The organism is Acidicapsa borealis, from assembly GCF_059115245.1.
The window spans coordinates 2,951,131-2,974,380 of sequence record NZ_JCACNY010000001.1; the positions used below are offsets into that span (position 1 = coordinate 2,951,131).

General features: G+C 55.3%; 22 protein-coding genes. 9 read left to right on the forward strand and 13 right to left on the reverse strand.

The annotated features are described in order from the left end of the window. Positions 1–100 precede the first annotated feature (100 nt). From AC5S27_RS12105 to AC5S27_RS12120, 4 genes are all read left to right on the forward strand, one after another. On the forward strand, positions 101–1,663 hold the full coding sequence (locus AC5S27_RS12105) for a hypothetical protein (RefSeq protein ID WP_493934813.1): 1,563 nt from the start codon (positions 101–103) through the stop codon (positions 1,661–1,663). A 331-nt stretch (positions 1,664–1,994) separates the two neighbouring features. After that, on the forward strand, positions 1,995–2,486 hold the full coding sequence (locus AC5S27_RS12110; RefSeq protein ID WP_493934814.1) for a hypothetical protein: 492 nt from the start codon (positions 1,995–1,997) through the stop codon (positions 2,484–2,486). Between the two features lie 212 nt (positions 2,487–2,698). Continuing rightward, the gene (locus AC5S27_RS12115) at positions 2,699–3,736 is read left to right on the forward strand and encodes a hypothetical protein (RefSeq protein ID WP_493934815.1); all 1,038 of its coding nucleotides are present in this window, start codon (positions 2,699–2,701) and stop codon (positions 3,734–3,736) included. Positions 3,737–4,084: 348 nt separating this feature from the next. After that, positions 4,085–4,882: a hypothetical protein gene (locus AC5S27_RS12120; RefSeq protein WP_493934816.1), complete on the forward strand. Its 798-nt coding sequence runs from the start codon at positions 4,085–4,087 to the stop codon at positions 4,880–4,882. A 21-nt stretch (positions 4,883–4,903) separates the two neighbouring features. Here AC5S27_RS12120 and AC5S27_RS12125 read toward each other — a convergent pair whose 3' ends face one another. The 3 genes from AC5S27_RS12125 to AC5S27_RS12135 all read right to left on the reverse strand — a co-directional run bounded on the left by AC5S27_RS12125 (position 4,904) and on the right by AC5S27_RS12135 (position 6,884). Continuing rightward, on the reverse strand, positions 4,904–5,500 hold the full coding sequence (locus AC5S27_RS12125) for a hypothetical protein (protein WP_493934817.1): 597 nt from the start codon (positions 5,498–5,500) through the stop codon (positions 4,904–4,906). Between the two features lie 6 nt (positions 5,501–5,506). Beyond that, complete coding sequence (locus AC5S27_RS12130; protein WP_493934818.1) at positions 5,507–5,743, reverse strand: hypothetical protein; 237 nt, start codon at positions 5,741–5,743, stop codon at positions 5,507–5,509. Positions 5,744–5,873: 130 nt separating this feature from the next. After that, positions 5,874–6,884, reverse strand: a complete 1,011-nt coding sequence (locus AC5S27_RS12135; protein ID WP_493934819.1) for a DUF2971 domain-containing protein — start codon at positions 6,882–6,884, stop codon at positions 5,874–5,876. A gap of 530 nt (positions 6,885–7,414) precedes the next feature. Between AC5S27_RS12135 and AC5S27_RS12140 the strand changes: the two genes are divergently transcribed. Next, the gene (locus AC5S27_RS12140) at positions 7,415–8,194 is read left to right on the forward strand and encodes a hypothetical protein (protein ID WP_493934820.1); all 780 of its coding nucleotides are present in this window, start codon (positions 7,415–7,417) and stop codon (positions 8,192–8,194) included. Between the two features lie 265 nt (positions 8,195–8,459). Beyond that, positions 8,460–8,663 carry a hypothetical protein gene (locus AC5S27_RS12145; RefSeq protein ID WP_493934821.1) on the forward strand — a complete coding sequence of 68 codons (204 nt, stop codon included), beginning with the start codon at positions 8,460–8,462 and terminating at the stop codon, positions 8,661–8,663. A 625-nt stretch (positions 8,664–9,288) separates the two neighbouring features. On the opposite strand, the gene AC5S27_RS12150 is transcribed toward AC5S27_RS12145, so the two are convergent. Beyond that, positions 9,289–9,831, reverse strand: coding sequence for a hypothetical protein (locus AC5S27_RS12150; protein WP_493934822.1), 543 nt, complete (start codon positions 9,829–9,831; stop codon positions 9,289–9,291). A gap of 53 nt (positions 9,832–9,884) precedes the next feature. Beyond that, the gene (locus AC5S27_RS12155; protein WP_493934823.1) at positions 9,885–10,472 is read right to left on the reverse strand and encodes a hypothetical protein; all 588 of its coding nucleotides are present in this window, start codon (positions 10,470–10,472) and stop codon (positions 9,885–9,887) included. Positions 10,473–10,785: 313 nt separating this feature from the next. Between AC5S27_RS12155 and AC5S27_RS12160 the strand changes: the two genes are divergently transcribed. Continuing rightward, positions 10,786–11,166: a response regulator gene (locus tag AC5S27_RS12160; RefSeq protein ID WP_493934824.1), complete on the forward strand. Its 381-nt coding sequence runs from the start codon at positions 10,786–10,788 to the stop codon at positions 11,164–11,166. A 274-nt stretch (positions 11,167–11,440) separates the two neighbouring features. Here the strand turns inward: AC5S27_RS12160 and AC5S27_RS12165 are convergent, their stop codons facing one another. The 7 genes from AC5S27_RS12165 to AC5S27_RS12195 form a co-directional block, all read right to left on the reverse strand. Continuing rightward, positions 11,441–12,424: a CHAT domain-containing protein gene (locus AC5S27_RS12165; RefSeq protein ID WP_493937309.1), complete on the reverse strand. Its 984-nt coding sequence runs from the start codon at positions 12,422–12,424 to the stop codon at positions 11,441–11,443. A 17-nt stretch (positions 12,425–12,441) separates the two neighbouring features. Continuing rightward, positions 12,442–14,550: a recombinase family protein gene (locus AC5S27_RS12170; protein WP_493932671.1), complete on the reverse strand. Its 2,109-nt coding sequence runs from the start codon at positions 14,548–14,550 to the stop codon at positions 12,442–12,444. Beyond that, a complete protein-coding gene (locus AC5S27_RS12175; RefSeq protein ID WP_493932670.1) occupies positions 14,519–14,743 on the reverse strand; it encodes a hypothetical protein in 225 nt (74 codons plus the stop codon). The genes AC5S27_RS12170 and AC5S27_RS12175 overlap by 32 nt, the downstream gene beginning before the upstream one ends. A 252-nt stretch (positions 14,744–14,995) precedes the next feature. Continuing rightward, on the reverse strand, positions 14,996–16,786 hold the full coding sequence (locus AC5S27_RS12180) for a tetratricopeptide repeat protein (RefSeq protein WP_493934825.1): 1,791 nt from the start codon (positions 16,784–16,786) through the stop codon (positions 14,996–14,998). A gap of 46 nt (positions 16,787–16,832) precedes the next feature. Then, positions 16,833–17,780, reverse strand: coding sequence for a hypothetical protein (locus AC5S27_RS12185; protein WP_493934826.1), 948 nt, complete (start codon positions 17,778–17,780; stop codon positions 16,833–16,835). Beyond that, entirely contained in the window at positions 17,777–18,394 is a 618-nt protein-coding gene (locus AC5S27_RS12190; protein WP_493934827.1) for an RNA polymerase sigma factor, read from the reverse strand. Before AC5S27_RS12190 ends, AC5S27_RS12185 begins: the two co-directional genes overlap by 4 nt. Before the next feature lie 387 nt (positions 18,395–18,781). Next, positions 18,782–19,507 (reverse strand): response regulator transcription factor, encoded by a 726-nt coding sequence (locus AC5S27_RS12195; protein ID WP_493934828.1) that lies wholly within the window; start codon positions 19,505–19,507, stop codon positions 18,782–18,784. Positions 19,508–19,643: 136 nt separating this feature from the next. On the opposite strand from AC5S27_RS12195, the gene AC5S27_RS12200 reads away from it, so the two are divergent. Then, entirely contained in the window at positions 19,644–21,182 is a 1,539-nt protein-coding gene (locus tag AC5S27_RS12200; protein WP_493934829.1) for an ATP-binding protein, read from the forward strand. Here AC5S27_RS12200 and AC5S27_RS12205 read toward each other — a convergent pair. Further along, entirely contained in the window at positions 21,179–21,808 is a 630-nt protein-coding gene (locus AC5S27_RS12205) for an HAD family hydrolase (protein WP_493934830.1), read from the reverse strand. The two genes, AC5S27_RS12200 and AC5S27_RS12205, sit on opposite strands and share 4 nt — an antisense overlap. Positions 21,809–21,926: 118 nt before the next feature. Between AC5S27_RS12205 and AC5S27_RS12210 the strand changes: the two genes are divergently transcribed. Then, the gene (locus tag AC5S27_RS12210) at positions 21,927–23,126 is read left to right on the forward strand and encodes a pyridoxal phosphate-dependent aminotransferase (protein WP_493934831.1); all 1,200 of its coding nucleotides are present in this window, start codon (positions 21,927–21,929) and stop codon (positions 23,124–23,126) included. The last annotated feature ends 124 nt before the right edge of the window (positions 23,127–23,250 follow it).

The following is a 23,250-nucleotide window of genomic DNA, read 5'->3' on the forward strand; positions in this document are numbered from 1 at the left end:
AGATTGAAGAGACATCCACCACAACTCTGCTGTCCACTGTTCAGCATTTTGTTGTAGCGCAGAGTCCAGTGAAGACCTATCAACGTAAAGGGAGACAGCTATGCCCACACCGGAAGATAAATACTACGAAGGCATGAACACGTTGCTGACTCCGGTGCGTGCTGCTAAAAGTCTAATACAAACGTTGATCATCATAGGCATCGTAATTCTCATCGGGTTGGGATACCCGCTTTACGTGCTGTTGGGGGGCGATGGTTACCCCCTCGCCCCGCTCCACGTATTAGGTGCATTTATGTTGTCGCTCCTGACCGCGCTCATTATTGTCAGTCTCTTCTACAGGCCGTACTACACGATACTTGGTGGCGTCGTCGTGTTTCTAACAATAACGTGCTTAGCTTATAACTACGATAGTCTCTCATGGGCTCATCCTATGAATGGGGAGGCTTTCGGTTTCAAATTCCTCATGCTAGGTTATTTTGTCATTGGTGGCCTGTACAAGTTCATCCGCCGTCGTTTGTCTGCCGAGGAACCCAAAGCAAAACAACTGAGTATTGGCGAATGGTGGAATGAGGACAGCCTAAAGAGGAATGAGCAAGCGACTGTACAGGCAGCATTTGAAAGAGAGCACCGTGACACTATTGAGAATATGAAGGAGTTCGCCTCTTCCTGTAGACAGCCACTTGAGGATGCGTTGCGCGGTACTTCTGTGCTCAGTGGTGATACCCTCGTCAACGCTAATGAGGCAATCCTCATGGATATTTGGGAAATCTGGGGCAGACTACAGAGAGTCGATGACAACTGTATGTTAGGTGCCCCTCAGCATTTGTTGAAAGCATTGTGCTGTGTGGTCGAGCCCAAACTCCTTACTGCTCGGGATTGGGAGATGTTGATATGCGACTTGTATCCAACACTTGCAAATCAAAACACCGCATCGCCGTTGAGGCTCCCCGCTGTTGTGTCGATCCTAACCATGTATGACGTTCACGCACAGACACAACTGGCATCAAAAGCTGCCGTCACCTATCGCACCGTTCTATTGTCGTTTGCCGCTCTGCTAACTAATTCCATCGCTGTCAAGATGGTAGTAGGAGAATACCTCAATGTGTTGAAGCCATACATCAACGTTGGCTATGCTGACAGTGCGAGTCACTCCTATCGCGTTTATGCGACGGAGACAACTTGCGAAGAGTGCGTTAACGCATATCGTCTCCTTAACCTCCCGCTTGGAGCATTAGATGAGGAAGTCAAGGCCAAGAAACATGCTTTCGCTGAGTTGTTACACGATGACCGGCTACGGACAATGAGTGATAACGCACGCCGTGTAGCCCTAGCACAGCACCAAAGCGTTAACCTTGCGTGCGACCATATCCTGCGGGATTGTAAGGTCAGGACGAGGCCGGACGACGGCATCGATGGCAATGAGCCACGACCAGCCCCTCACCAATCGGCGAGTGCGACGACGGCGGGCGAGAAGATTGAGCATCAGGCTGCTCCAGCGTCGGCACAGGGCGAAAGCGGATTAGAAACACGGGAGCTAGGCCGCAAAGTTCTGACCGAACAAGAACTAATAGATGCTCTGGACGCCACTCGCAAAAAAGTGGATGATGTCAACCGAGAGACGAGGGCGGTAATTGACCAGATGAGAAAGCGGATGCAAATGTAGCTGGAGGCGTCTTGCCGGGATGCTGTAGCAAAGGCGGCACTGAAGACTACTGCTTTCCTACGCTTGCGATGCACAGTCATCGTGTCTAAGGGTTGCAGCAACTGGAGAACTAGTCGGTGGTTTACAAGGTCTCATTCCCGACCCTCCATTTTCAGGGCTATTTGCCATCCAAATCGTGGCCTTGGCAGTGGTCAATAACGATTAGTCTATAGACCTCTACCTCCCATGGAGCCGATCCTAGTGGTGGTCGTTGTGTGTGCACGGATTGGATGGCCTGAGAACTTCGTTCTGCTATTTTATCTGTATGCTGCATAAGTTCGCTGAGGACCACATGCTGTATTCTCTGGCAGTCCATGAAGCGGCCCACGCTGTCATCAATACGGTTTTCGGACTCACATTACAAGACACATCTATTGACCCGGCAACTTGCCATGGCCGAACAGAATACGATCTTGCTCAGTCTGAAGCCATCGATGCGCTAATTAAATCTCCGTCCCTGACCCCGGAAATGAAGATCATGGCCGAGCAGATTGGGATTGCAACGGCAGCGGGATATGTTACTGAAGCGCGGTATCGCCATGTGGATCGTAAGGCGATATCCTCGACAAGTGATTCGCCGGGATTTTCCGATCGCAAATTAATGAAGACACTATGCGCGAAACTTCAAACGGAAGAGTTGTTCCAGATTACAAAATGGGAGAATGAAGCCGAGAAGCTCATCATACAATATGCCCATGAAATTGATACAGTGGCTGCAGAGTTGCGGAAGAAACTTTGTCTGACTCGGATGGAGGTGCAGTTATATATTGCTGGTGCTGGTTGAGTGAAATGCACCAGCACTCAGCAAAGAAGCACACGCTCAAATCGTGCGATTAACCCCGCCATCGCCTTTGAAGAGGAGAGTCTTCACTTCTATTGGAAGAGAGACTTTCTTGAGCTTCTTAATGTTGTCCTTCAGAGCATATCCCTTAGCCGAGTTAGCAAAACCCTACACGCCATGTAACACTCGATGCTCGGCTTTGATACCCTAGCGCTATGCCTAAGACTAACACTGAGAGTTTACGTCTTCTTACGGAGCAATTTGAGCTGATACGCGATTTTCTAAGAACGGATTCAGCGGTTCAAGCCAAGGTAGCCGTCATACTCCTCGACAGCATCTCAGACACGCTAATGTACGATATTTCCCTTCGAGAATTCGACCGGCAATCCGAGCTGGCGGCTATAAGGCGTCCGAAATATGATCCTGAGCGAAGGGACAAAATTGGGAGGGGTTTTGGACGAAAATTAGCCGTGGCTCGCGACTTGAACCTGATTACAGAGTCGAACGCGACCGTTCTTCGGATTGGACATTCGTATCGGAATGCCGCCTACCACAGAGACTCGCATAATCCATGTGTTCTGGGACTGTTTGGACATGTGCTGTTTTCCACGGTAATGGCGCTCTTTGTCGATTACTTTGACAATGGCATCACGGTGGGCGGTGTACATGAGCCTTGGCTTGCCGCGTATGGCATTGAAGGTTCTTCGTTTTCGTTTGGTCGAGCAAGTTCAGCGGTGGCAGCAAAACTCAACGAGGAAATGGGTATACCCTTGGCCGACATGCGGACTACGCTTGAGGATGACTTGAGGCAAAGAGTCGCAACGATAGAAAACAGGATTGCTGGACTACCTGCTCCCTTCGCCGACAATGTAGATGAGGGTTTGAAACGGGCTGAATTCCAAAGGAGGTTCCCGCAGGAGCAATTTTTTGCAGAATTGCACGAACTGCATTACAAGATCGTTGGCGATGATTCGGAGAAAGTGACTTCAGCGACATATGCGGAGGCTGAAAAGGCTGCAAACACCAAGCTTACGTTGGCTCTTAGCAGCTTTACACCCATCGCATCCCTAGCGACGTTGCAGGTAGTAAAGGATTCACGCCGGCTTGCGAATGCTCAGAACGTGTCAGCCGTTCTGCTTGGGTATGAGGATTTAGATGGCAAGCTAGACCGTCTGGAGACTGCATTGGATGGGCTTGAAGTGACCGTTGAAAAAGCGATGGAGTATGTCCAGAACATTCGCCGTGGCAAGTAGCAACAATGCCCGATGACCTACCAATATCCCCTGCATGTTCATCTACCGCTTCTGTGCCAGTACTCTACTCTCCGAACGGCTCTGAACTCTATCTAGCAATGCATCAACCGAGTGGCGCAATTTGTCGAGGCGGAGTTGAATGATGCCTTCGCTTTGCTGTCTACTGCGGAGTTATCTTTGAAATTTGAGTTCCAGCAGATGGCTTGGCCGCATGACGGCGACTACAAAACTGCAATCATGTCTCGCCGACCAGTGTATTCTGCGTCAACTAAACCTAAAGTTCAGGGTATTCATTTGCTTCAGTAAGATTGCCACGTTTCCCGTTCTCATATCATTTTATGATTGGTCATGTCACCAGACCTTACCAGTGCCCGGCTCAAGATCATCCGTGCCAAAGAACTGCTTGACGGACTAGACAGTGAGGTTCGTGCTTGGCTTGCGACAGACCCTTGTGGATTTTACTGCTACGTAAGCCCTGAGAAGACTCGCGCAAGCGTTATCGTCAAAGTCAGAGTTAAGCCTGACACAATTCGTTGGTCTCTCATCATCGCGGACATCATTCATAACCTCCGTTGTGCTCTCGACCACACGATGTGGGCGCTTACTCTTGAACAGTTCTGCGGCGTCATCCCCGTTAAAGCTGAGAAGATTAGTTTCCCAATCTGGGACACTCCCCCCAACTCTGAACAAAGAAGACCCTATGCAGCCATTAAAGGGAAACTTTTGGATGCGGTTGAGTCCGTGCAGCTTTACCACGACCCACTCCCACCACGAGTTGCCGTGCATGACCTCGCAATTATCAGAGACATCGATAACGCGAATAAACACAAGCTGCTTAAAACGGTCATCTTGTCAGTTGGGAGAATCGAGGTCAGGGTCACAGGGTTCAGGGAAGGTCAGGAACCCCTCACCCAAGTGCTCAACAGAGCGGAACTAAAACACGATGATGAGGCCATCGTCCTCACCTTCAAAGTACCCGACATAACGCTGAGATTGGAGTGCCCTATATTCATGGCAATCATCGCGCTAGTTCACCCGGTAGCGAACAGGCTTGGAGAAGACAGGGACGATTACGCTGCGTTGATCGACAGCCTAATCACGCAAGTTGAGACGACCGTAGCCGCTCTAGTTGCCGCTGCTGCGTAGAACGGAAGCCCACAGTTCACATCAAATCCGTGTCAATTCCGCATCTAGCCAGATTTTCAATTCAGGCCACCAAGTGTTCAGAACGTCAGGATCATCTTCGACGTATCCAGTCTGCGCAAGAACTCTATCCTGCAGGTTGCCTACTGCTCCCCAGTAGGGTGCTGCGTAGACGGTCTTTGGAACCATAATGTTTTCTGCAATGCTGTCAGTATTGCCGTCGATAGCTTCTTTTCCGACTCTCACCCATGCGTGAGTCCAAGTGAAGATTCTCTTGCCCTTGTCAGACAGATAAGTGGCGTTGCCCGTCACAGCGTAGGCTTGATAACCAAGGTGCCGGAGAGCAAGACTGAGTAGAGACGCAAACTGAAGACACATCTCCGACCGACCTGCAAGATTCTCATCCACCAACGAAGCTACCTTGTCGAGCAGAACTGCTCGTTTAGAAGGTGTCAGCATCGCTGATTGGTCTATCAGAGAACTGGATGGGCGTGGTCGAGTATCTGCGTCTTTCTCTGCACGGATGGTTGAAATGACACTTTGCAGTTCTGGTGGCACGGCTGCAAAAACGTCCTCAGCCGATAGATTCATTGCTGGCGAGATTTCACGTCTTTGGGGCATTATCTGTCACTGCACCGGGTTTGCTTTGAGCAGGGCGTTGATACGTGCCACCTCGATGTCACTCGGCCTTTCGCCCTCCTCAACGTCCCCGTCGTAGATGAATGCTTCCACCTGCTCTGTAAAGCGCGGGTCTGTGCGGAACACGAATTGGGGTTGGTCGCGGTGGTTGATTTCCTCGGTGATTGTCCCCCGCTGCGTTTGGGGAGACAACACCATGCGGACGTATGAACCATTCTTGAGCATCACATCTCCTTCATCACTCGATTCGAGGCTTCGGGGTCAGGCCAGCAGGGAGCGGCCTCGTCGCCCTCTCGTTTATTGGTTCTCATTGCTGAGGCCAGACCTCTCGCCAGATCAGTTTATTTCAGTACTGTTAAAGGCGTCTGAAAGGTATCTTGGAGCGGTGGCCCGTCACTGAAATGTTCTCAGATTTTAGAAAATCGTTGTACTCGGTGACCGAGGTCTCAGAGGATGTTGGGCCAAGCATGACATCTACGATTGGTAATTTGACATCGTTTGGATCACCGCCCACTTTGATTATCCCCAGTGGAAAAGCTATATAGGGAATTTCTTCAATCATCTGTCCCTTGCGAATCTGGATGGGTTGTACAAGGCTTGTCTTATCTTTTCCGGGGGAAATCGGAAGAACTAGTCGCCACTCTTGTTCATGGTGGAAAGCATCATGTTTGAACAACCCAGCCAAACGGAATATGCGTAATTGAGTTTGGAAAAGCCCAGTCTTTGCAGCATCAGTAAATTCTTGACTGGTGTAAACGGTAGTCGCGAATTCCGCCATCTGTTCAGAAGTCGGCTTTACCCCAGTTTTGTTCAAATCCTCAATAAGTTGCTGGACTGCATTGATCCATACGGCACGGCTCTCTTTAACAAAATATTCCAAAGCCTCACGGACTAGCTCTGCTTTTTGATTCGGATCATATACGCAAGGTGCTAGGGTGGCGGCACTTCCCATTTCCGGAGGCGGTCGAAACCGATGCAGATCAAAGCCAAGACTCACACCGCCATTGTTGTCATGTGTGTAGTGCTGCCACTGATGCAGATCATTACCGGCTTCCGAGAATGATGCCACAAAAATCTGTGCGCTATCCGGATTCATAAAGTCTGACTTCAACAACTCTGTAACGACCCACTCAATCGTAAACTTTTGCTGAAAACCAAATTCTCCGACTTCTGGAGCATCCTCGATGCATTGCTGAAGAATTCTTCTAATGTGGGTGAACTCTTCGGTATCGTTCAGACAGCGAACATCTGTTGCCCAGATGCTCTTACTTGAAACGATGCCCATGGAACCAGCTACTGACGTGTAGTGCCAAAGGCATGGCGGTATAGGGGTGTTGAACAGGGCCGTGATCGAATCTGTTTCCATAGTGGTCTCTCTATCAACAGATTGTACTTGGGTGACTTACGAAGTTGATTGATGCCTGTCGGTGATGTACGGGGTATCAGCTTGACACTTGGGGCACGTGATGTTGACCCCGTCGACGTGCATCAATTCTGCCGGGGGAATCTTGTACCCGCAAGCAGGGCACTGGTGGGTGAGGTCAAACTTCGTGGGGTCTACTTTGCCTCTACGCACTAGTGATCCTTCTCACCTGCCCTCGCATCACCCGAAGTGCTTCACGGTGTGGAATCCCGGCACCAACCTCTGTTGGGAGGTAGAGGCGTTTCTCCCCACACAGGATGCACTTCACAGGGATGTAAGTTGACGGCGTTGAATCGACCCCGGCTGGCACGTCTCTGAGACATCGCTTGCATCGGACAACGACTTGGAGTCTTTCTCGCGCTGGGTTGAAGAACGCCATGCCGGGATTTTAGGCAAAGAAGAAGCGAAAACGCAAGGTGGAGGTAAAGATTTTGGTCTTGGCGGGAGGTGGTCATAACTGAGACGATTCTTCAATGATCTTGCGCAGAAAATTAGCCATATACATCGTCGTACCTATAAGCATCGTGTTCGAGATTGCTGAAAAGACAGACTTCATAAAGAGCCATCTTCCGGACGCAATAGCTAAAGCAGACCTGCAAACTTGGAACTTCGCCTTGCTACTCGGTCTCATTGCGTATGTGGCGTTGTCCTCGGATAAGCCAGAAGCACCTGACGACAAGAGCACAAATTTACTGGAAATCAAGACCGAGATTTCAGGTAATCCGCAACCGTCAACCCTGCAATTACCTTTGATGGTTAAGAAGCCAAGAAGATTGCCAAATATCGTTGCCAAGAAGGCTAAGGTCATTTGGGTAGACCAAGCAGGGGATAGCTTTTTTGAACCAGAAGAGAAGCGCACCGGTTCTACCAAGGCAATGGTTGCGGAGTTCAGAAATCAACCTTTGGGTGAAGAATCACTTCCAAAATGGAGAGATGTGCAGGCTTCAGTTTTTTATCTGAATGCAACTGCGACCGAAGTTGCTCATTCCGCCGCCGCTTCATGGCTGGAACGTAGCAGTGCCAAGATTGACCTTCCAAAATTCGAGAGTCGTTATCTGATAGTTGCAATTCTCGGAAGGGATGGGTGGGTCAATTTTGATGGTTCGGATGCGAAGAAACTTCCAGAGGAGATAAAGAGGGCAAAAATCATTCTCCATGGTTCTAGGACGGAGAGCGATATAGCGTTGCATTATTTTGTAGATATTGACTTGGAAATTGAGGCGGTAGGCTTACTCTCGGCTGTGGAGTCCTGAGAATTAAAGTGACCCGGTTCAGATTTCTCCTACCGGGTCTCTACTAGTTGCTGAACTCGTGGATCAGTTCAACTAGAGACTTCACGACCGTGATTGCATATGCTGCAAACTTAAGCCATGATTTAATGCGCTCTCTGAGAGAGCATTTCGGACAGTTGTTCATCTGTGGTATTACCTTCAGACCTATCTTCATGGCCACCTTCTAACCGGCTGGCTTTGATGGTCGATTGAATCTACCACACACATTGACGGCTATACTGGCCTCATGACTTTCAACTCGAAGAACATCGTTGCCGCACTCGACGCAGAGATTGCTAAACTTCAACAGGCGAAGGCCATCTTGACAGAATCCACAACGGCTCCAGCGAAGCGAGGACGACGACGTAAGGATGTGGGTGTTGCCCCGGCAACCCAAGCCAAGAAGCGCAACCTGACCCCCGGGGTCGCCAGCGGATTGCTGATGGCGTAAAAGCACGGTGGGCAAGGCAGAAGAAAGCAGGGAAGTAGTCTATCCAGCCCAGCGGCCTGAGCCATCTCTGATTCGACGGCGTGTTCTCACAGGTCGCCGGTTGCGCTCAAGTGCCTTCAGTTTCTTTCGGCGAATCTTGAATACCTTACGCATAAATTCCTCCTATTGGCCTTGTACTACGAATGCAACATAGAGAGGGTATTTTGCGCATAGAGTTCAGGTAGAGAATTGAGTTGACGTGGAATTAAGCCACAGGTAAATTCGAAATCAACCCAGTCTGCGTTCGCAGACCTTCTGAACCGTCGCCCCTCAAAAGGCGGGGGATTCGCTTTTTGGGGTGATACCCGTTATTCGGAAAGTAGATGCCATTGTGTCTACATGGCGCAGACTTCATAACCTCACAACAGTTGGCCTGACCGGATCACAGCTTGGGCTAAATCTCTCTGGTTCATAACGAAGGCTGTTGAAGGGCTGATTCATGTGTTGCACATTTTTTGGTAATCGAGGCTTGGGAGTCAAGTTCACAGGAAGTTGCCTCGTCGCCCTTGTCCCTGCGAGTTCCCGGTTAACGGCGGGGCTGACGCCCTCGCCAGACCAGTTTACGTGAGTATCAGGTGTGAAGGTCTTAATTGCGAGATGGGCATTGCTTCAAGTCTTGATCTTTGGTGATGTAATTCATTCCGTCTTTGAAGACATCTGGCATCCCTTCAAAGCAAAAGCGACTGGTGAGGTCGCCATCTGACACTCGATCATGCCATGTGATTGACCCCTCAAAGTCGAAATAAAAAGGAATCTTTGTATTTCTGACAGTCAAGCTGCGCATTGGCAGTCTTCCATCGTTCAGATAGTATCTGATGGTCGTTTGTTCATTTGGACGTATCAATGGCTCGGTCCGATTAACATTCCAAATGGAATTACCGCTGTCCTCAAAAGTTAGTTTGGTATCGATTGCGTCTCCCTCTTTGCTCAGATTCTGAACCGTGATGCTGAGCACGGGACGTTTGCCTTCTACTTTTTCTATCGTGGCATTCAGCGGCTGGAGATAAGCAGCCTGCGACCGTATTTTGCCGGTGTCAACCGCTGGCCTGAAAGCCCGGTAGATTCCAATAATCCCCGCGATGATTCCCACCAGCACTGCCGCAGTTTTCAAGAATCCGTTATCGCTCATTTTGGTGTATTCTGCCCCCTAGCCCTGACAGTTTACGCCTGTTGACTGGACTGTTACTTCGACATCTCGGCAAGAATGCTGTTTAGCTCGAAACTAAATTTATTGAGAGAGACCGCAACGTTCTGTATTCGCTGTCCGGTTGAACTGTTAGGTCCACGCTGGTTGAATGGAACTCTTAGTAGTTGATCTATATCTCCTTCCAAACCTTTCAGTGAAGAACCTGCGAACATAATCTTGGATTGAATCTCAGGGAATTCACGAGAGATGTACACCACTGCTTCGTTCCAATCGTCAGGGAGGATTGAAAAGCGTTCAGCGGTAGTCCTAATTTCTCCTTTCAGTCGAATAGCTAATTGAGCAAGCTCAACGGCACATCCGGAGATGATCGCCTGAGTCTTCATGTAATCGGTTCGCTTGTCGTGATTTATCTGCGACTGCAAAGCATCTAGTGTTCTCTTGGCTACGTCAGCCTGTTCTCTGGCGGCTACGCTTTGCTCATGCGCTCTACGCAAGTAAATTAAGTTGAATCCAGCAAGAAAGATCAGTGATCCGGCACTAATGATCGACCCTATAGCCGTCCATGCGGTACTCGTAAAGTGTAGGAATGTTTCAGGTGGAGTTGAAGCTGGTGACTCGATCATCCCAGAATCTTAAGCGGTCGAACCTGTCTGGAAACACCGAAATCACGCTCTACTGAGCAGCTATCAGTTTGATGGCAGGAACTAATTCTGAGCACGTTGTATATATTTTGTATATGGGTCGTGGAAGTGACTGATTTATATGACGATAAGAATCCCTGCGAGGCAACCACAAATATTCCCAGGTCTTATCAACACGAGCCGTAAACGCTGTATCTCCCTCTCTTCGGGCGACTCTCCATTGCGCGCACAGTGCTAGAATCCTGGAAGTTTCTCTGGCCCCTCGATCCATTTCAGACTGCTGGAGGCAAGAGTTATGGAACCGATAAAGGTTTTGGTTATAGACGACAATAAGAACCATGCCGAAGGTTTAACAGAATTGCTCAATCTCTCCGGCTTTGACTGCGTTTCGGTTTGCGATGGTACAAACGGTCTGGAGATGGCGGCGCGGCTCCAAGTCGACGCGGTACTACTCGACCTGGACTTGCCGGACATGACCGGCTATGAAGTCTGTGAAAAGCTAAGAGCGAATTCCGTGACGGCCGCTGCTGCGATCATCTTCCATACTGGATCGCAACCGACGGCCACGGTTGCCAGGATTGCCGATGCCTTTCTCACATACCCTGTTGGCATCAACGAAATAGCGGCGGTTGTGCAGGGTTGTGTCGCGCGGCGAAGAGCGATCGCGGGCCGATGAAGGCAACCGAAAAACCGCCTTCCGGCTCACGATGCCGCATCGGACGAGTTGCTCCCGCTCACCATGATGAGTATTCGCCATATTGAGCGGCGTCTTGAGACGCTGAGGAGGCTTTTTGCGCCCTCCTCTTCACCTGCATCGCGCTCGGCTGCGCGATAACGAATCTTTCCCGGGACTAAATCGGGGCCTTAAGGCTGATTTTTTGGGAATAACAACCATGGGACAGCAACCCTTCTCGAAGCAAATTGATGAACGGTGCTGAGGGAACTACTTCCTACTCCCAGGAGCCGGAGCCTACGAAGCCTGCCCAGTACCAGGGGTGGGTGCTTTTCCCTGCGGCGCGGCGGTCGGCGAGCAGCTTGCGGGAAGCGTTCCATACCGCGTCGGCGGTGGTAGCTTTCTGGCCAAATCGCTGGGTGTAGAGCTGGTGCATGTAGCGCCGGCTCATGTTGTCGTCGACGGGCCAGAGGGTCATGATGACCGACCTGGCTCCTGCGACGCGGAAGGCACGCTGCAGGCCGAGGACGCCTTCGCCGTCGCGTAGTTCGCCGGTGCCGGTGTTGCAGGCGGAGAGGACGGCCCAGTCTACGCCATCCAGATCGAGCGACGCGATCTGCTGGGCGGTGAGCAGCGACGATTCACGCTGGCTGTTGGCTCCGGCGAAGACGAGGCCGGAGTGGAGCAGGGGATTGCCGTCTCCGCAGGATTGGGAGAGCAGAAAAGCATGCGTTGCTACGTGGAGCACTCGGCCGCGGACGGCTTCTCGGAGGAAGCCTTCCCGGGTGGCGTCGGCGCCGAGCAGGCGTTCCGCGGTGCTACCGCCGTTGGCTGCCTGCCATTGTGCTGAGATGTCTTGTACTTCCAACGCTGAGGCGGGGAGGGGATGGAAGCGGACCTGCTTGAACTCGTCGCAGGAGAGGGTGGCGCTGCGGGTGGTGTCGGGTGAAAGTTCGCTGGGAGCGGGCTGGTTTGCAGCGATCGTCAGCGGACGGTTGAAGGCTGGATTGCCGATGGCGACCAAGCCGGATTTGCGAGCGGCGCGGTCGTCGGGGATCAGGTCGCGTTCGCTCGATAGCGTGTGAATGACTGGGCCGTGGTCGAGCCAATAACCATCTTCGTCGGGGAGAGCGGCGAAGGGGATGAGATTCAGTTCGCCGTCGGGGACGACGAGCAGCAGGCGGGCACCTGTGAACTCGGGAAGCAGCGGATCCCAGACTTTGTCGCGGAGTGCGCCGGCGGATTCGCGATAGGCGCGCAGAAAGCAGTGACATAGTGCTACACCTCGCTGGAGTCAATAAACATAGGGGTTTGGGCGTTGCTGGTTACGCGCGATGGAGATCGGCGGCCCGTGTGGATGAGACGGACGGCTCTATGGACGGCTGGCAGCGTGAGGTGAGCGCGTTCGATCGTCCACGGGGCGAACTTGACGATTTGTTTTGCCGGTAAGATCTTTCGTTCGATCAATTGGCGAACCGACGCCTGACTGATACCCAGTGCGACGGCGGCTTGCTGCATCGTGATCCAGAGGCGCTGTTCCGGCGGCGGACATGCCGGAAATCCCTTGGTATGTCGAACGTGCTGCACACGCTTCTCCGTCCAAGTGTTAGCGTGACCCGTTCGATAACCCAACCGATTCAGGATAGACACGATGGCGCGGTCGTCGCAGACAAGAGCGAGTTCACGAATCAACTCCGTTACTTCTTCCGAGTTGACGTTGTTATGGTCGCCAGTCCTGTTCTTGCGCACCGTCAGTTGCGTGTGGGTACCGCCAGCCCAGTGCAGCTTGAGATGGACGGCGGGAGGCTCATCGGTGGTATCGGCGACGACTTCCTCAAGCACCGTTCTGAGGACGCGCTTCTTCAACGCCATCGGCGAGCTGGGATGGTCCCACAAGCGTTCGAGATCGTCGCCGAGCGTGAGCAACTGTTCCCGCTGTTCCGGGGTGAGTTGAAGTGCCGATGCGGTCGCGTCTTCCAGGCGGCGCTCCAGATCGTCGGCATGAGTCAGTGCGTTGTTCCATCGCTTCTCCAACTCTGCTGCGACGAGACGGTTCTCCGGCTCTGTTGCCTGGTACTGCCGTTCGATACGGCTAGCTTCATAGCGTGCCTTCTGGAGTGCGAGTTCGAGCGAGCGCCGCTTCTCATCGGTTCGGTTCTGGGTCTGTTCGAGCGCATCGAGCGCGGCCTGCACGCCGAGAGGGCGCAGGGCTTCGAGCACCTCGGCTGCGATCTCCCGGTCGACTCGCCAACCAGCGAAGGTGATGCAACTGCGCTTCAACTTATGGGCGCGGTCTCCGCTGCACTCGTAGCGCGGCAGCGGCCCGTCCCGCTTGCTGGAGGTATAGAAGACCTGAAGCGCGCGGCCACAGCGTGCGCATCGCAGCAGTCCCGCCAGCAGTGCGGGCCCGTTGCGCGCCGCGCCGCTCAGTCCTCCCATGCGGGCGTTCCATCCTGCGTTGGAGCGAATCTGTTGCTGGTTGCGCATAAACTCTTCCCACGTTATATACCCTTCATGGTGGTCCGGGATGACGACCTCCCACTGGTCCTGCGGTCGAGCGTGACCGCGTGTCTTGCGGGCGCGGCCCTCGACGATGGAGGTGCGCGTATGCTTCCTGCCCCAGACGAAGACGCCTGCATAGGCCGGGTTCTTGAGGATGCCGCAGAGGCTGGAGTAGATGGGTTCGATCCAGACCGTCTTGCGGTTGCCGGACTCACGCGAGAGAACGGGAAGGGGAAGCTTTTCATCGCGGTACCAGAGCAGCACCTGACGCACGCTGCCCAGCTCATGGAACTTGCGAAAGATACCGGCGATGGCCTCCTGCACCTGGCGGTCGGGCGTCTTCTCTATCCCTTCCTCTTCGGTGCGGACGTAGCCCAAAGGCACTTGCGTCATCACCATGCCGCGCCGCACCTTCTGACGATGCGCCTCCATCGCCCTCTGGCGCAGCAGACTGATCTCGAACTCGCTCATGGTGCCCTTGAGACCGAGCAGAAGCCGGTCGTTGAGCAGACTGGGATCGTAGACGCCGTCGTGGTCGATGACGAGTGTCCCGGCCATCGCGCAGAGATCGATCAGGTGATGCCAGTCGCGGTTGTTCCTTGCCAGACGCGAGGCCTCCAAAGCGAAGACGGCGCCGACCCTGCCGGAGCAAACGGACTCAAGCAATCTGCCGAAGCCGGGACGTTCGACCGAACCCGTTCCAGTGCGGCCCTGGTCTTCGTCGATCACGACGACACGCTGAAAGCCCAGTGTCTGCGCACGTTCGCGAAGGTCGTACTGGCGACGCTGCCCTTCAAGACGTGTCCGGACTTGTTGCATGGAGGACTGCCGTACATAGACGCAGGCCTCCCGATCAATGTGAATGGCTTGAATCTTCTCGCTCATCGCTCTCCTGTTCTGCGGGGGTTACGCCGCTCATGGTTCGGAGCAGCATCTGGCTGAGCAACTCGCGACAGCGCACCTGCGCTGTCTGCGGGAGCTGCTGGGGCTTGGTCTTGTCCCAGGGAAGAGATCCCTGGCGTGGTGGGCTCACCGAATGCACCTCCTGGCGAAGATGCTTCTGAAGGTAGCGAGTCATCGGGGCAGCCGTCTTCTGGCTGGGTGTCGATCAGAGAGCGCAGGGCAAGAAGCGCGGAGAGCGCTATCACTGGTCGTTCGACCACCGCCATGCCGCGGCAATGCTCTTCATCGAGCATCCATGCGGGAACGACAAGCTGATCGCCGCTGGGAAGAAGCAACTGAAGCTGGTTCCGAGGCTGCCCGGAAAACGAAACGCGCCGAACTAGCGTTACCGTCCGCCCACACTGAGGATGATGCGCATAGTGAATCGTCAGAGAAACATGGGCAGTGTGTGAGTGCTTCGCTCGTTCCGTTTGCCACCCATGCCGCCGGAGTGGATTTCGGTGTCGACGGTGCGGCGGGCGGATTCGATGAGCTTGTCGATGTCGTCTGCCGGTCCCAAGTCGAAGATGCGCAGATTGCCGGTGTCGGGATGGAAGACGAAGGCCACGTAGGAGTAGATTTTTACCCCGGTTGGATCGACTTCTTCGACCTTGGAGCGGCCATAGCGTACGTAGGAAATGAGGACCGAGCCTTTGGGCATGTTGCGGCGCAGATCATCGAGAAGGACGGTACGGATGCGCTCGTCGTGGCGGAAGGCGGAAGATTTCTGGGCTACCGCGGCCTCGGCGTGCTCCATGGCTTCGGTGGCTCGGGCGATGGCTTCGGGTGTGGCGACGGGGCTGGGCTGGGACTGCTCGAGTTCCAGAAGCTCGGTGCGGGTGCGATCCAGCTCTTTTAGCAACTGAGTCAGCTCGGGATCGTGGGTGCGATTGAGATTGGTTTGGCGGCGGGCCATCTCTTCGGCGACTAGGCAGCGGGAGCGGATGACTTCCTGGTAGGTTTCGGCGAGGGGTAGCTCGGGATGTTTTGCCAGGACGGAGATAGCTAGATCGACGCCGTGGGCGCGGATGCGGTCATAGGCGAGGGCCTGTCGTTCGGGGAGGGTGCGAGCGCCGAGAACAAAGGTTTCGCGGCCCAGGCGGGCGCCGATCAGGCCCTGCTGGATGGCGGGCAGGAGGCGGCCTCCTGAGGCGAGGGAGCGGCCGTAGTTGGAGTGGGTGTTGGCGGCGTCGGTGCCGCTGATCTTCATGTGGGCGAGGGTTTCGTCGTAGGTCTTGAACGAGAGATCGAATTGTCCGCTGCGGCCGTAGAACTGGGCGAGATTGGCGCGGGTATCGGTGACGAGCGGGGCGTTTTCGCCGTAGAGCTTGCGGTTGAGGTCGAGGGCGCGGGTGAGGTGAATGATGGCCTGGCTGAAGTTACCGGTCTGGTAGTACTGGAAGCCAAGATTGTTCTCGATGACAGCGACGCGCGGGTCGTTGGGGATCTTTTCGTTTGCGAGGGCGACGGCTTCCTCGAGCGGTGCGACGGCGGCTATCTTATCGCCGCTGGCGTTGAGGGTCTGGGAGAGGTTGGAGAGCGCACCGACGATTTCGAAGGGCTTGTCCTGGTCGACTTTACGGGCGGTGGCGACGGCAAGGCGCTCGACGCGGAGTGCGCAGGAGAAATCGCCGAGGGCGCGGCAGACAAGAGCGAGAACGTCGGCGGCGTCGCCATATTCCGTTGTATCCGGAAAGCGTATGGATGCGATGTTGAGGCCCAGCTCCGCGTGAGGGCGGGCTTCGGCGGGGCGGTCGAGGGCGACCAGGACTTCCGCAAGCTCGTCGATGGCGGCGACGTACTGCTTGCTGCGGCGGTTGAATGCGCCTTCAGCGACGAGAACGTGTCGGCGGGCTAGAGCCAGGGTTTCGGCGTTGGTGAGGCGGGCGTCAAGGATGAGGCCGATCAGGTTTTCGAGAGCTGCCGTGACTTCCGGGGTATTGCCGGGATGAGCGGCCTCTGCACTCCGAAGCTGGCGGCGGGCCTGCTGGATGGCTTCGAGGCCGGGGTCGGTCTCGGCGGGTGGCTTCTGTGTTTGCGACGCAGCGTTTGCTTCATCGTCGCTCTCGTTGGCGTAGATCGTGCCATTGCTTCCCTGAATGCCCGCGATGCGGGTCTGGCTGGTGCCGCTGGAGGTAAGCAGCAGGGACGCCAGCGCGAGTAGGACGAGGGATTTCATGGCATTTAAGAGATAGCTGCCGCTGAGGGCGCGTTTGTTGAAGAGCTCATCTGAGGTTCCAGGGCTGATGCGCGATGTGAACGAGTCGCGTGAGCTGGGCTTCGGCGCGCTGCTGGTAATCGCCGTGCAGGGAGATGGTCTTGCGGAGCCAGTTGCGGGCGCTGGCGGCGTCGGACTTGAGGATCAGGGTTTGCGCGAGGAAGTACTCGGCGGCTTCAAGCTGAGGGCTGTCGCCGGCGGCGATGGTCCTTTCGAAATGCGTTTGAGCGGTGAGGAGATCGTGCGATTTCAAACGGCAGAGGCCGGAGTAGAAGTTGGCGGTAATGGTGTCGGGATTCTTCTCGGGGAGTGCTTCGATGATCTGTTTGAACTGATTCAGAGCGGTGTTACAGTCTCCACCGGCATAGCTCTTGAGACCGTTGGCGAGCGCGGAGTGCTGTTGACCTGAGGAATCCGTGCCGCGAAGTGCTTCGGGCTGGTAGACGGGGAGCTGCAGGTCTGCGAGGGAGGCTATTTGCTGATCGGACGAAGGAGCGGGCTGTTTGCCGGCCTTGGTCTTGGGCTTTACTGGATCGGGCGGGACGGGATTGGGGCTGGCAGCTTTGCTTGTGTTGTTGTCCAGGTGGATCAGGCTGCCGGTCTGGAACTTGACGAGCGCGAGGACCGAGCCGAGGAGCATGGCGGCGGCGATGGAGCCCCATACGGCTACGCGCAGGGACGGTTTGCGCAGCAGGGTGCCGGACGAAGACGGTGCGGGACGGCGCGAGACGATGCGCAGGGGCGGCTGCGGCTGGGTTGCGGACTCGAGTCGTGCGGCACTGGTGACCTGCTCTTGGAGGCCTTCCTGGATCTGGCGCAGAACGAGAAGGAGCTCATGGCACTGATCGCAGGCGAAGTAGTGGTCTTCGAAGCGTGCTGCCTCTTCGTCCGACAACTGGCCGGTGATGTAGAGTGCTCCGAATTCTTCGACGGGACCGCCGTTGCACTCGGTCATGAAAAATCTCCTGCACGTATGTGGGCGGTGCTGCGGGATTGTGACATTTGCTGGACAGATTCCATGACACGGCGAGTAGCGCGGAGTTTTCTCTGGCGGACGACCTCGGGGCTGAGATTGAGGCGTTCAGCAATGACACCGGGCTTAAGATCGTCGACGAGGGTCATTTGCAGAATGGTGCGGTCGGTAGGGTCGAGGGTAGCCAGGGCCTGGTCGACCATCTGGCGGCGCTCGAGGGACTCCTTAGAATCCAGGGGATTCTCTTCCCAGGTATCGGGCAGTTCCGGCGGAAGTTCTTCATGGATCGGCGCTCGGGTCTGGCCGCGGTAATGATTATTGAGGAGATTGCGGGCGATGCCTGCGACGAAGGCGGGCAGGCGCTCGGCGTCGCGGAGCTGCCCTTTGCGGAGGGCGCAGAGAGCCTCGATCATCACGTCCTGCTGCAGGTCTTTGGTCAACTCGGGGTTGCGGGAGCGGATCAGGAGCAACGTCCGCACCTTGGGAAGATAGCGGGCCACAAACTCGCTTTCGCATTCGCGGGAGCCGGCAGCGATTCCGGCAACCAGCGACGCTTCCGGATCTTCCGTCGAGTTCGAAGTTGGAGTGGTGCTCATGAGATGTCTCGCCGTTCGAAGAAAAGATGGAAGCCTGCAGGAGCAAGCGTTGTTCCGCTCCTCCTACAGCAGTCAGATGGTGCATATTCCCAGCACTGCAAGAATTTCACAAATTTCAGAGATTGGTTTACTTCGACGTGGCAACGAATCGGAAAGATAAAGTGGCTTGCCGCGTTCCCAGTCCCAGATGCCTTCAGCCGCTGCCGTCTGAAGGAGGATTGCCAGGGCTTTCCGATGCGATTGCATACACTGCACGGATCCGGTGTCAGTTCGATCCCGGCAACCTAAGTCATTGCTTTTGTTGATCGGTCCGCACTTGAACCTTACAACAAGAGGCGGCGATGCCCAACGGAATTCGTTGTGCCAGTGGGCAGGTCTGGCTTTGTTTTAGAGCTCGCCTGCGTGCTCCTCGGTTTCGCTCCAGCCGTCGGCTAGGAATCGATAGCCGACCCACGGCTCGGTCTGAATATATTGCTTGCCGGTTTCAGCTTCGAGTTTTTTGCGTAACTGGCCTACGAAGACGCGCAGGTATTCGGGCTGATGCGCGGATTGCGCTCCCCAGACGGCGGTGAGCAGGGCGCGGTGGGTCATTACCTTGCCTGAGTTACGGGCGAGGTAGAGAAGCAGGTCGAACTCCTTGGGGGTGAGATGGATTGGCTTGCCGAGGACGATGACGCTGTGGGCTGAGGCGTCAACGACAAAATCTCCGACCTCGGTGGCATGGTTTGCCCGTTCCGGGGCGCGGCGGAGATGGGCGCGGACGCGGGCGAGCAGTTCCTGGATGTTGAAGGGCTTAGTCACGTAGTCGTCGGCGCCGGCATCGAGGGCTTCTACCTTGGAGCGCTCGTGGTCGCGGACGGAAAGGACCAGGACGGGCGTGGTGGCGATCAGACGGATGGCGCGGCATACGTCGACACCGGTCATGGTGGGCATCATCAGGTCGGTGATGACCAGATCGGGACCCCATTCGCGGTAGACCTGCAGTCCTTCTTCGGGGTCGTTGGCGGTGCGGACCTGATAACCCTGGGCGGAAAGGGAAGCGCGCAGTACGCGCGTGATCTGCGCTTCGTCGTCTATGACCAGGATTCGTCCTTGTGCTACTCCAGTACTCATCTTGCTCCGTTACCCTCGGCTGAAATGAGGGGATGTCCAAGGAAAACGATACAGCATCGGAGGGGGCGGCCTGCGCTGAGGAGGGGCATTCTGCATGGCATGGTATCGAAAACGGCTATGATCGCACTGGATGGAAATGCTCCGAAATTTATCATTGCTTGGTCGTCGGGCGCGATGGGTGCTGGCGACCGCTGTCACTGCCGGAATTACGGCTGTGATGCTGCTGCTGGGTGCGGATGCAAGCACTGCCGGGATTGTTTATCTGGTGGTGGTGGTTTGGTTCGCTACGCTGGTCGGGACCTGGCCATCGCTTTACCTGGCGATGCTGTCCGCCCTCTCGTTCGACTATTTCTTTCTTCCGCCACGATTCAAACTGACAATCGCCTCCGCGCAGGATGTAGTTGCGATGGTTTCGTTCGTGGTGGCATGCGTGGTGACGGGGCGCGTGGCGGAGCGTGCGCGCAGGCAGACACGACAGGCAGAACAACGCCGAGAAGACGTGGAAAGGCTGTATAGCCTGAGCCAGGAGATGATGCTGCATGAGGATGCGGCGGGGCTGGTGAGGGAAATTCCGCGGTTGGTGGAGCGCAATTTTTCGCTTGGGGCTGTTGTCCTGTACGTGCGGAGTGAGGATCAACTGTATTCGTCGGTGCCTGGTAGCAGTTCGGGGCCTGAGGGACTGCCTGCTTCGACCGAGGCTGAGAGCAATTCGGAGAATTTGCGGCGAATCTTACGGATGGGTGCCGCTCCTCCTGACCAGGGACTTATGTTGCCGGAAGGCTACGTTCCTATCGATCTGGTGTTTGGCATGAACAGTGTGGGTACCCTGGCGTGGAAGCCGGCGACGCTTTCGCGCGAGGTTGCCACGCTGATCGCGGCGCAGGTTGCGATTGCGATGACACGGGCGCATGCCATTGAGACGACGGCACGGCTGGAAGCGGCGCGATCCGCGGACCGGCTGCGTTCAGCATTGATCGATTCGCTGACCCACGAACTACGCACGCCTTTGACGGCGATTCGCGCGGCGGCAACGACGCTGGTGGATGGACAGGGGTTAGACGAGGAGACTCGTACGGAGCTGGCGGCGATTGTGGACGAGGAGAGCTTCCGGCTGGATGCACTCATCGGCGAGGCGATGGAGATCGCGGAGATCGAGTCGGACGGGATTCGAGTGAAGCCAAAGCCGATGTTGCCAGGCTCGTTTCTGGAGCAGGCGGTGGAGGAATCGCATGCGCTTCTGGCGCAGCATCGCGTGTTGATCGACGTACCGGAGCCGGAGACGACGGTGTGGTTCGACCCGCATTTGATTGGCCGGGTGCTGCGGCATCTGCTGGAGAATGCGGCCCGGTATACGCCTGCGAACAGCAGGATTGTGCTTTCAAGCCGTCGTGTGCCGGGGAGGGTTGAGTTTACGGTGGGGGACGATGGTCCGGGGATCGATGTATTTGATCTACCGCTGATTTTCGACAAGTTCTATCGTGGCCGACAGAGGGTAACGAACGCCAAGGGATCGGGGATGGGGTTGGCGATCGCCCGGGCGATTCTGACAGCACATGGTGGAGGGATTGAAGCGGAAAGTACTCCGGGGAAAGGGACGACTTTCCGGCTTTGGGTTCCGCTTGCGGAAAAGGGCAATACGGGAGTCACCCAAGATGCCGATGAGGTTGCTATTTAGGGCAGGGGCAAGTATTCGTCGAGGCCCGTGGAGATGAGGTCCTGACGGAGTTGGCTGACTGTCGAGAACTGCAGGCCCTGAATTCCTTCGCGGCGCGCCGCTTCGATGTTTTCCAGCTTGTCGTCGAGGAAGAGTGTTTCTTCCGGCGCGGTGCCGAGCTTTTCCAAGAGGAGCTGGTAGATTGCCGGCTCGGGTTTGGCGAGGCGGTGCTGGTAGCTCCAGATGAGGACGTCAAAGTCGTTTATCCAGGCGAAGGTGGCTTCGATGCTTTCGAGCACAGAATCACCCATGTTGGAGAGAATGCCGGTGGTTAGGCCTTTCTGCTTGAGGACTGCGTGCCAAGCAATCATCGCGGGGTTGGCCGTGGTCCACATGCGCGCGTCCCAGCGGTTGAGTTCGGCGATTTCTTCTGGGGAGAGCGGAAGGTTGGCTGCGGCTGCGAGACGCTCCCAAAAATGCAGACCGGAGATGTCGCCACGATCATATGCGTGGCGGTCCACCCAGTAATGCTTCTCAAGCTGTTCATGATTCAGGCCGGAGATGCGGTAAAGGTGTTCGCGGGCTTCGGCGAGGGGTTGATCGGTTAGAACCATGCCGTAATCGAAGACGACTGCGCGTATAGGCACTTTGCACTCCTCAAGCGTGTATGGTGGGTGTTGCGTCCCTGCCTGACTCTATTGTGCTTGAGCCGAATGGTCGAGGGTTGATAGCGTTGTGACAAATGGAGTGGAATCAGCGGCTTTCATGAGATTTTCAAAGCGGACAGAATGGAATACCGAAGAGAGCGAGCTGGCGCGGGCGCATCGGGAGCGGCTTGCGGCGGGATTGCCGGTGGCGGATCTCACGGCCTCGAATCCTACTCGGTGTGGGTTTGCGTATCCGGAAGATTTGCTGACGCCGCTCGGCGATGCCGAGGCTTTTGATTACGATCCGGACCCGAGAGGTAGTTTCAGGGCGAGAGAGGCGGTCAGTGCTTACTATGCGGAGCATCAGATCGAAGTTAAAGTTGAGCAGATTATCTTAACTACAAGCACAAGTGAGGCATACAGCTACTTATTCAAGTTACTTTGCGATCCTGGGGATGCGATTCTTGTGCCGCAGCCGAGCTATCCTCTGTTCGATTTTCTTGCTGACGCTGAGGTAGTGACTCTGGTCCATACGCCGCTGGTGTATGACCATGGGTGGCAACTCGATATGCATGGGCTTCGGGAGAGCATCACACCGCGGACAAGAGCAGTCGTGCTGGTGCATCCGAATAATCCGACCGGACACTTCGTGAAGATGAGCGAGGCGCGAGAGTTGGAGGTGATCTGCCGGGAGTATGGGCTGGCGCTGATCGTGGACGAGGTATTTCTGGACTATCCGCTACCGGGTTATGGCGGCCTGGCGCGGAGCTTTGCCAGATTCGGATTGGATATACCAGTCTTTATCGTTAGTGGAATCAGCAAGATATGTGGCCTTCCTCAAATGAAAGCGGCATGGCTGGTGGCCGTGGGGCCGGGTTCTCATGAGGCGCTGGCGCGGCTGGAGATATTGGCGGATACGTATCTTTCGATGAACGCGCCGGTCCAGCGGGCGTTGCCGGTTTGGCTGGCTGGAAGACTAGGGATGCAAAGACAGATTCTCGATCGGGTGGCGGAGAACCTGGCTGAGTTGGATCAGGCGCTTGGAGATCACTTCGAGGGCGATGTGCTGGTGAATCGCCTGAGGGTGGAGGGTGGTTGGTATGCCGTGCTACGAATCCCGGCAACCAGGCCGGACGATGAGACGGTGGAGGACCTGCTGCATCTTGGTGTCTGGGTGCATCCGGGGCATTTCTTCGGGATGCCGCGGAAGGGGTGGCTCGTGGTTAGCCTGCTGGGCCGGGTTGAAGAGTTTGCTCACGGTATCACGGTACTCATGGAACGTATTCGACAGAACCATAACAGTTACCTGACAGCATGATTGCTTTAACAAAAGCTTTAGATATTTATTATCAAGCTATTCATATATAGAGCGATAACTTCGCTCTTGTAAATGTATTGAATTGTACAGAACAGTTCCTGCTCACTTTCACGCAACTACAACG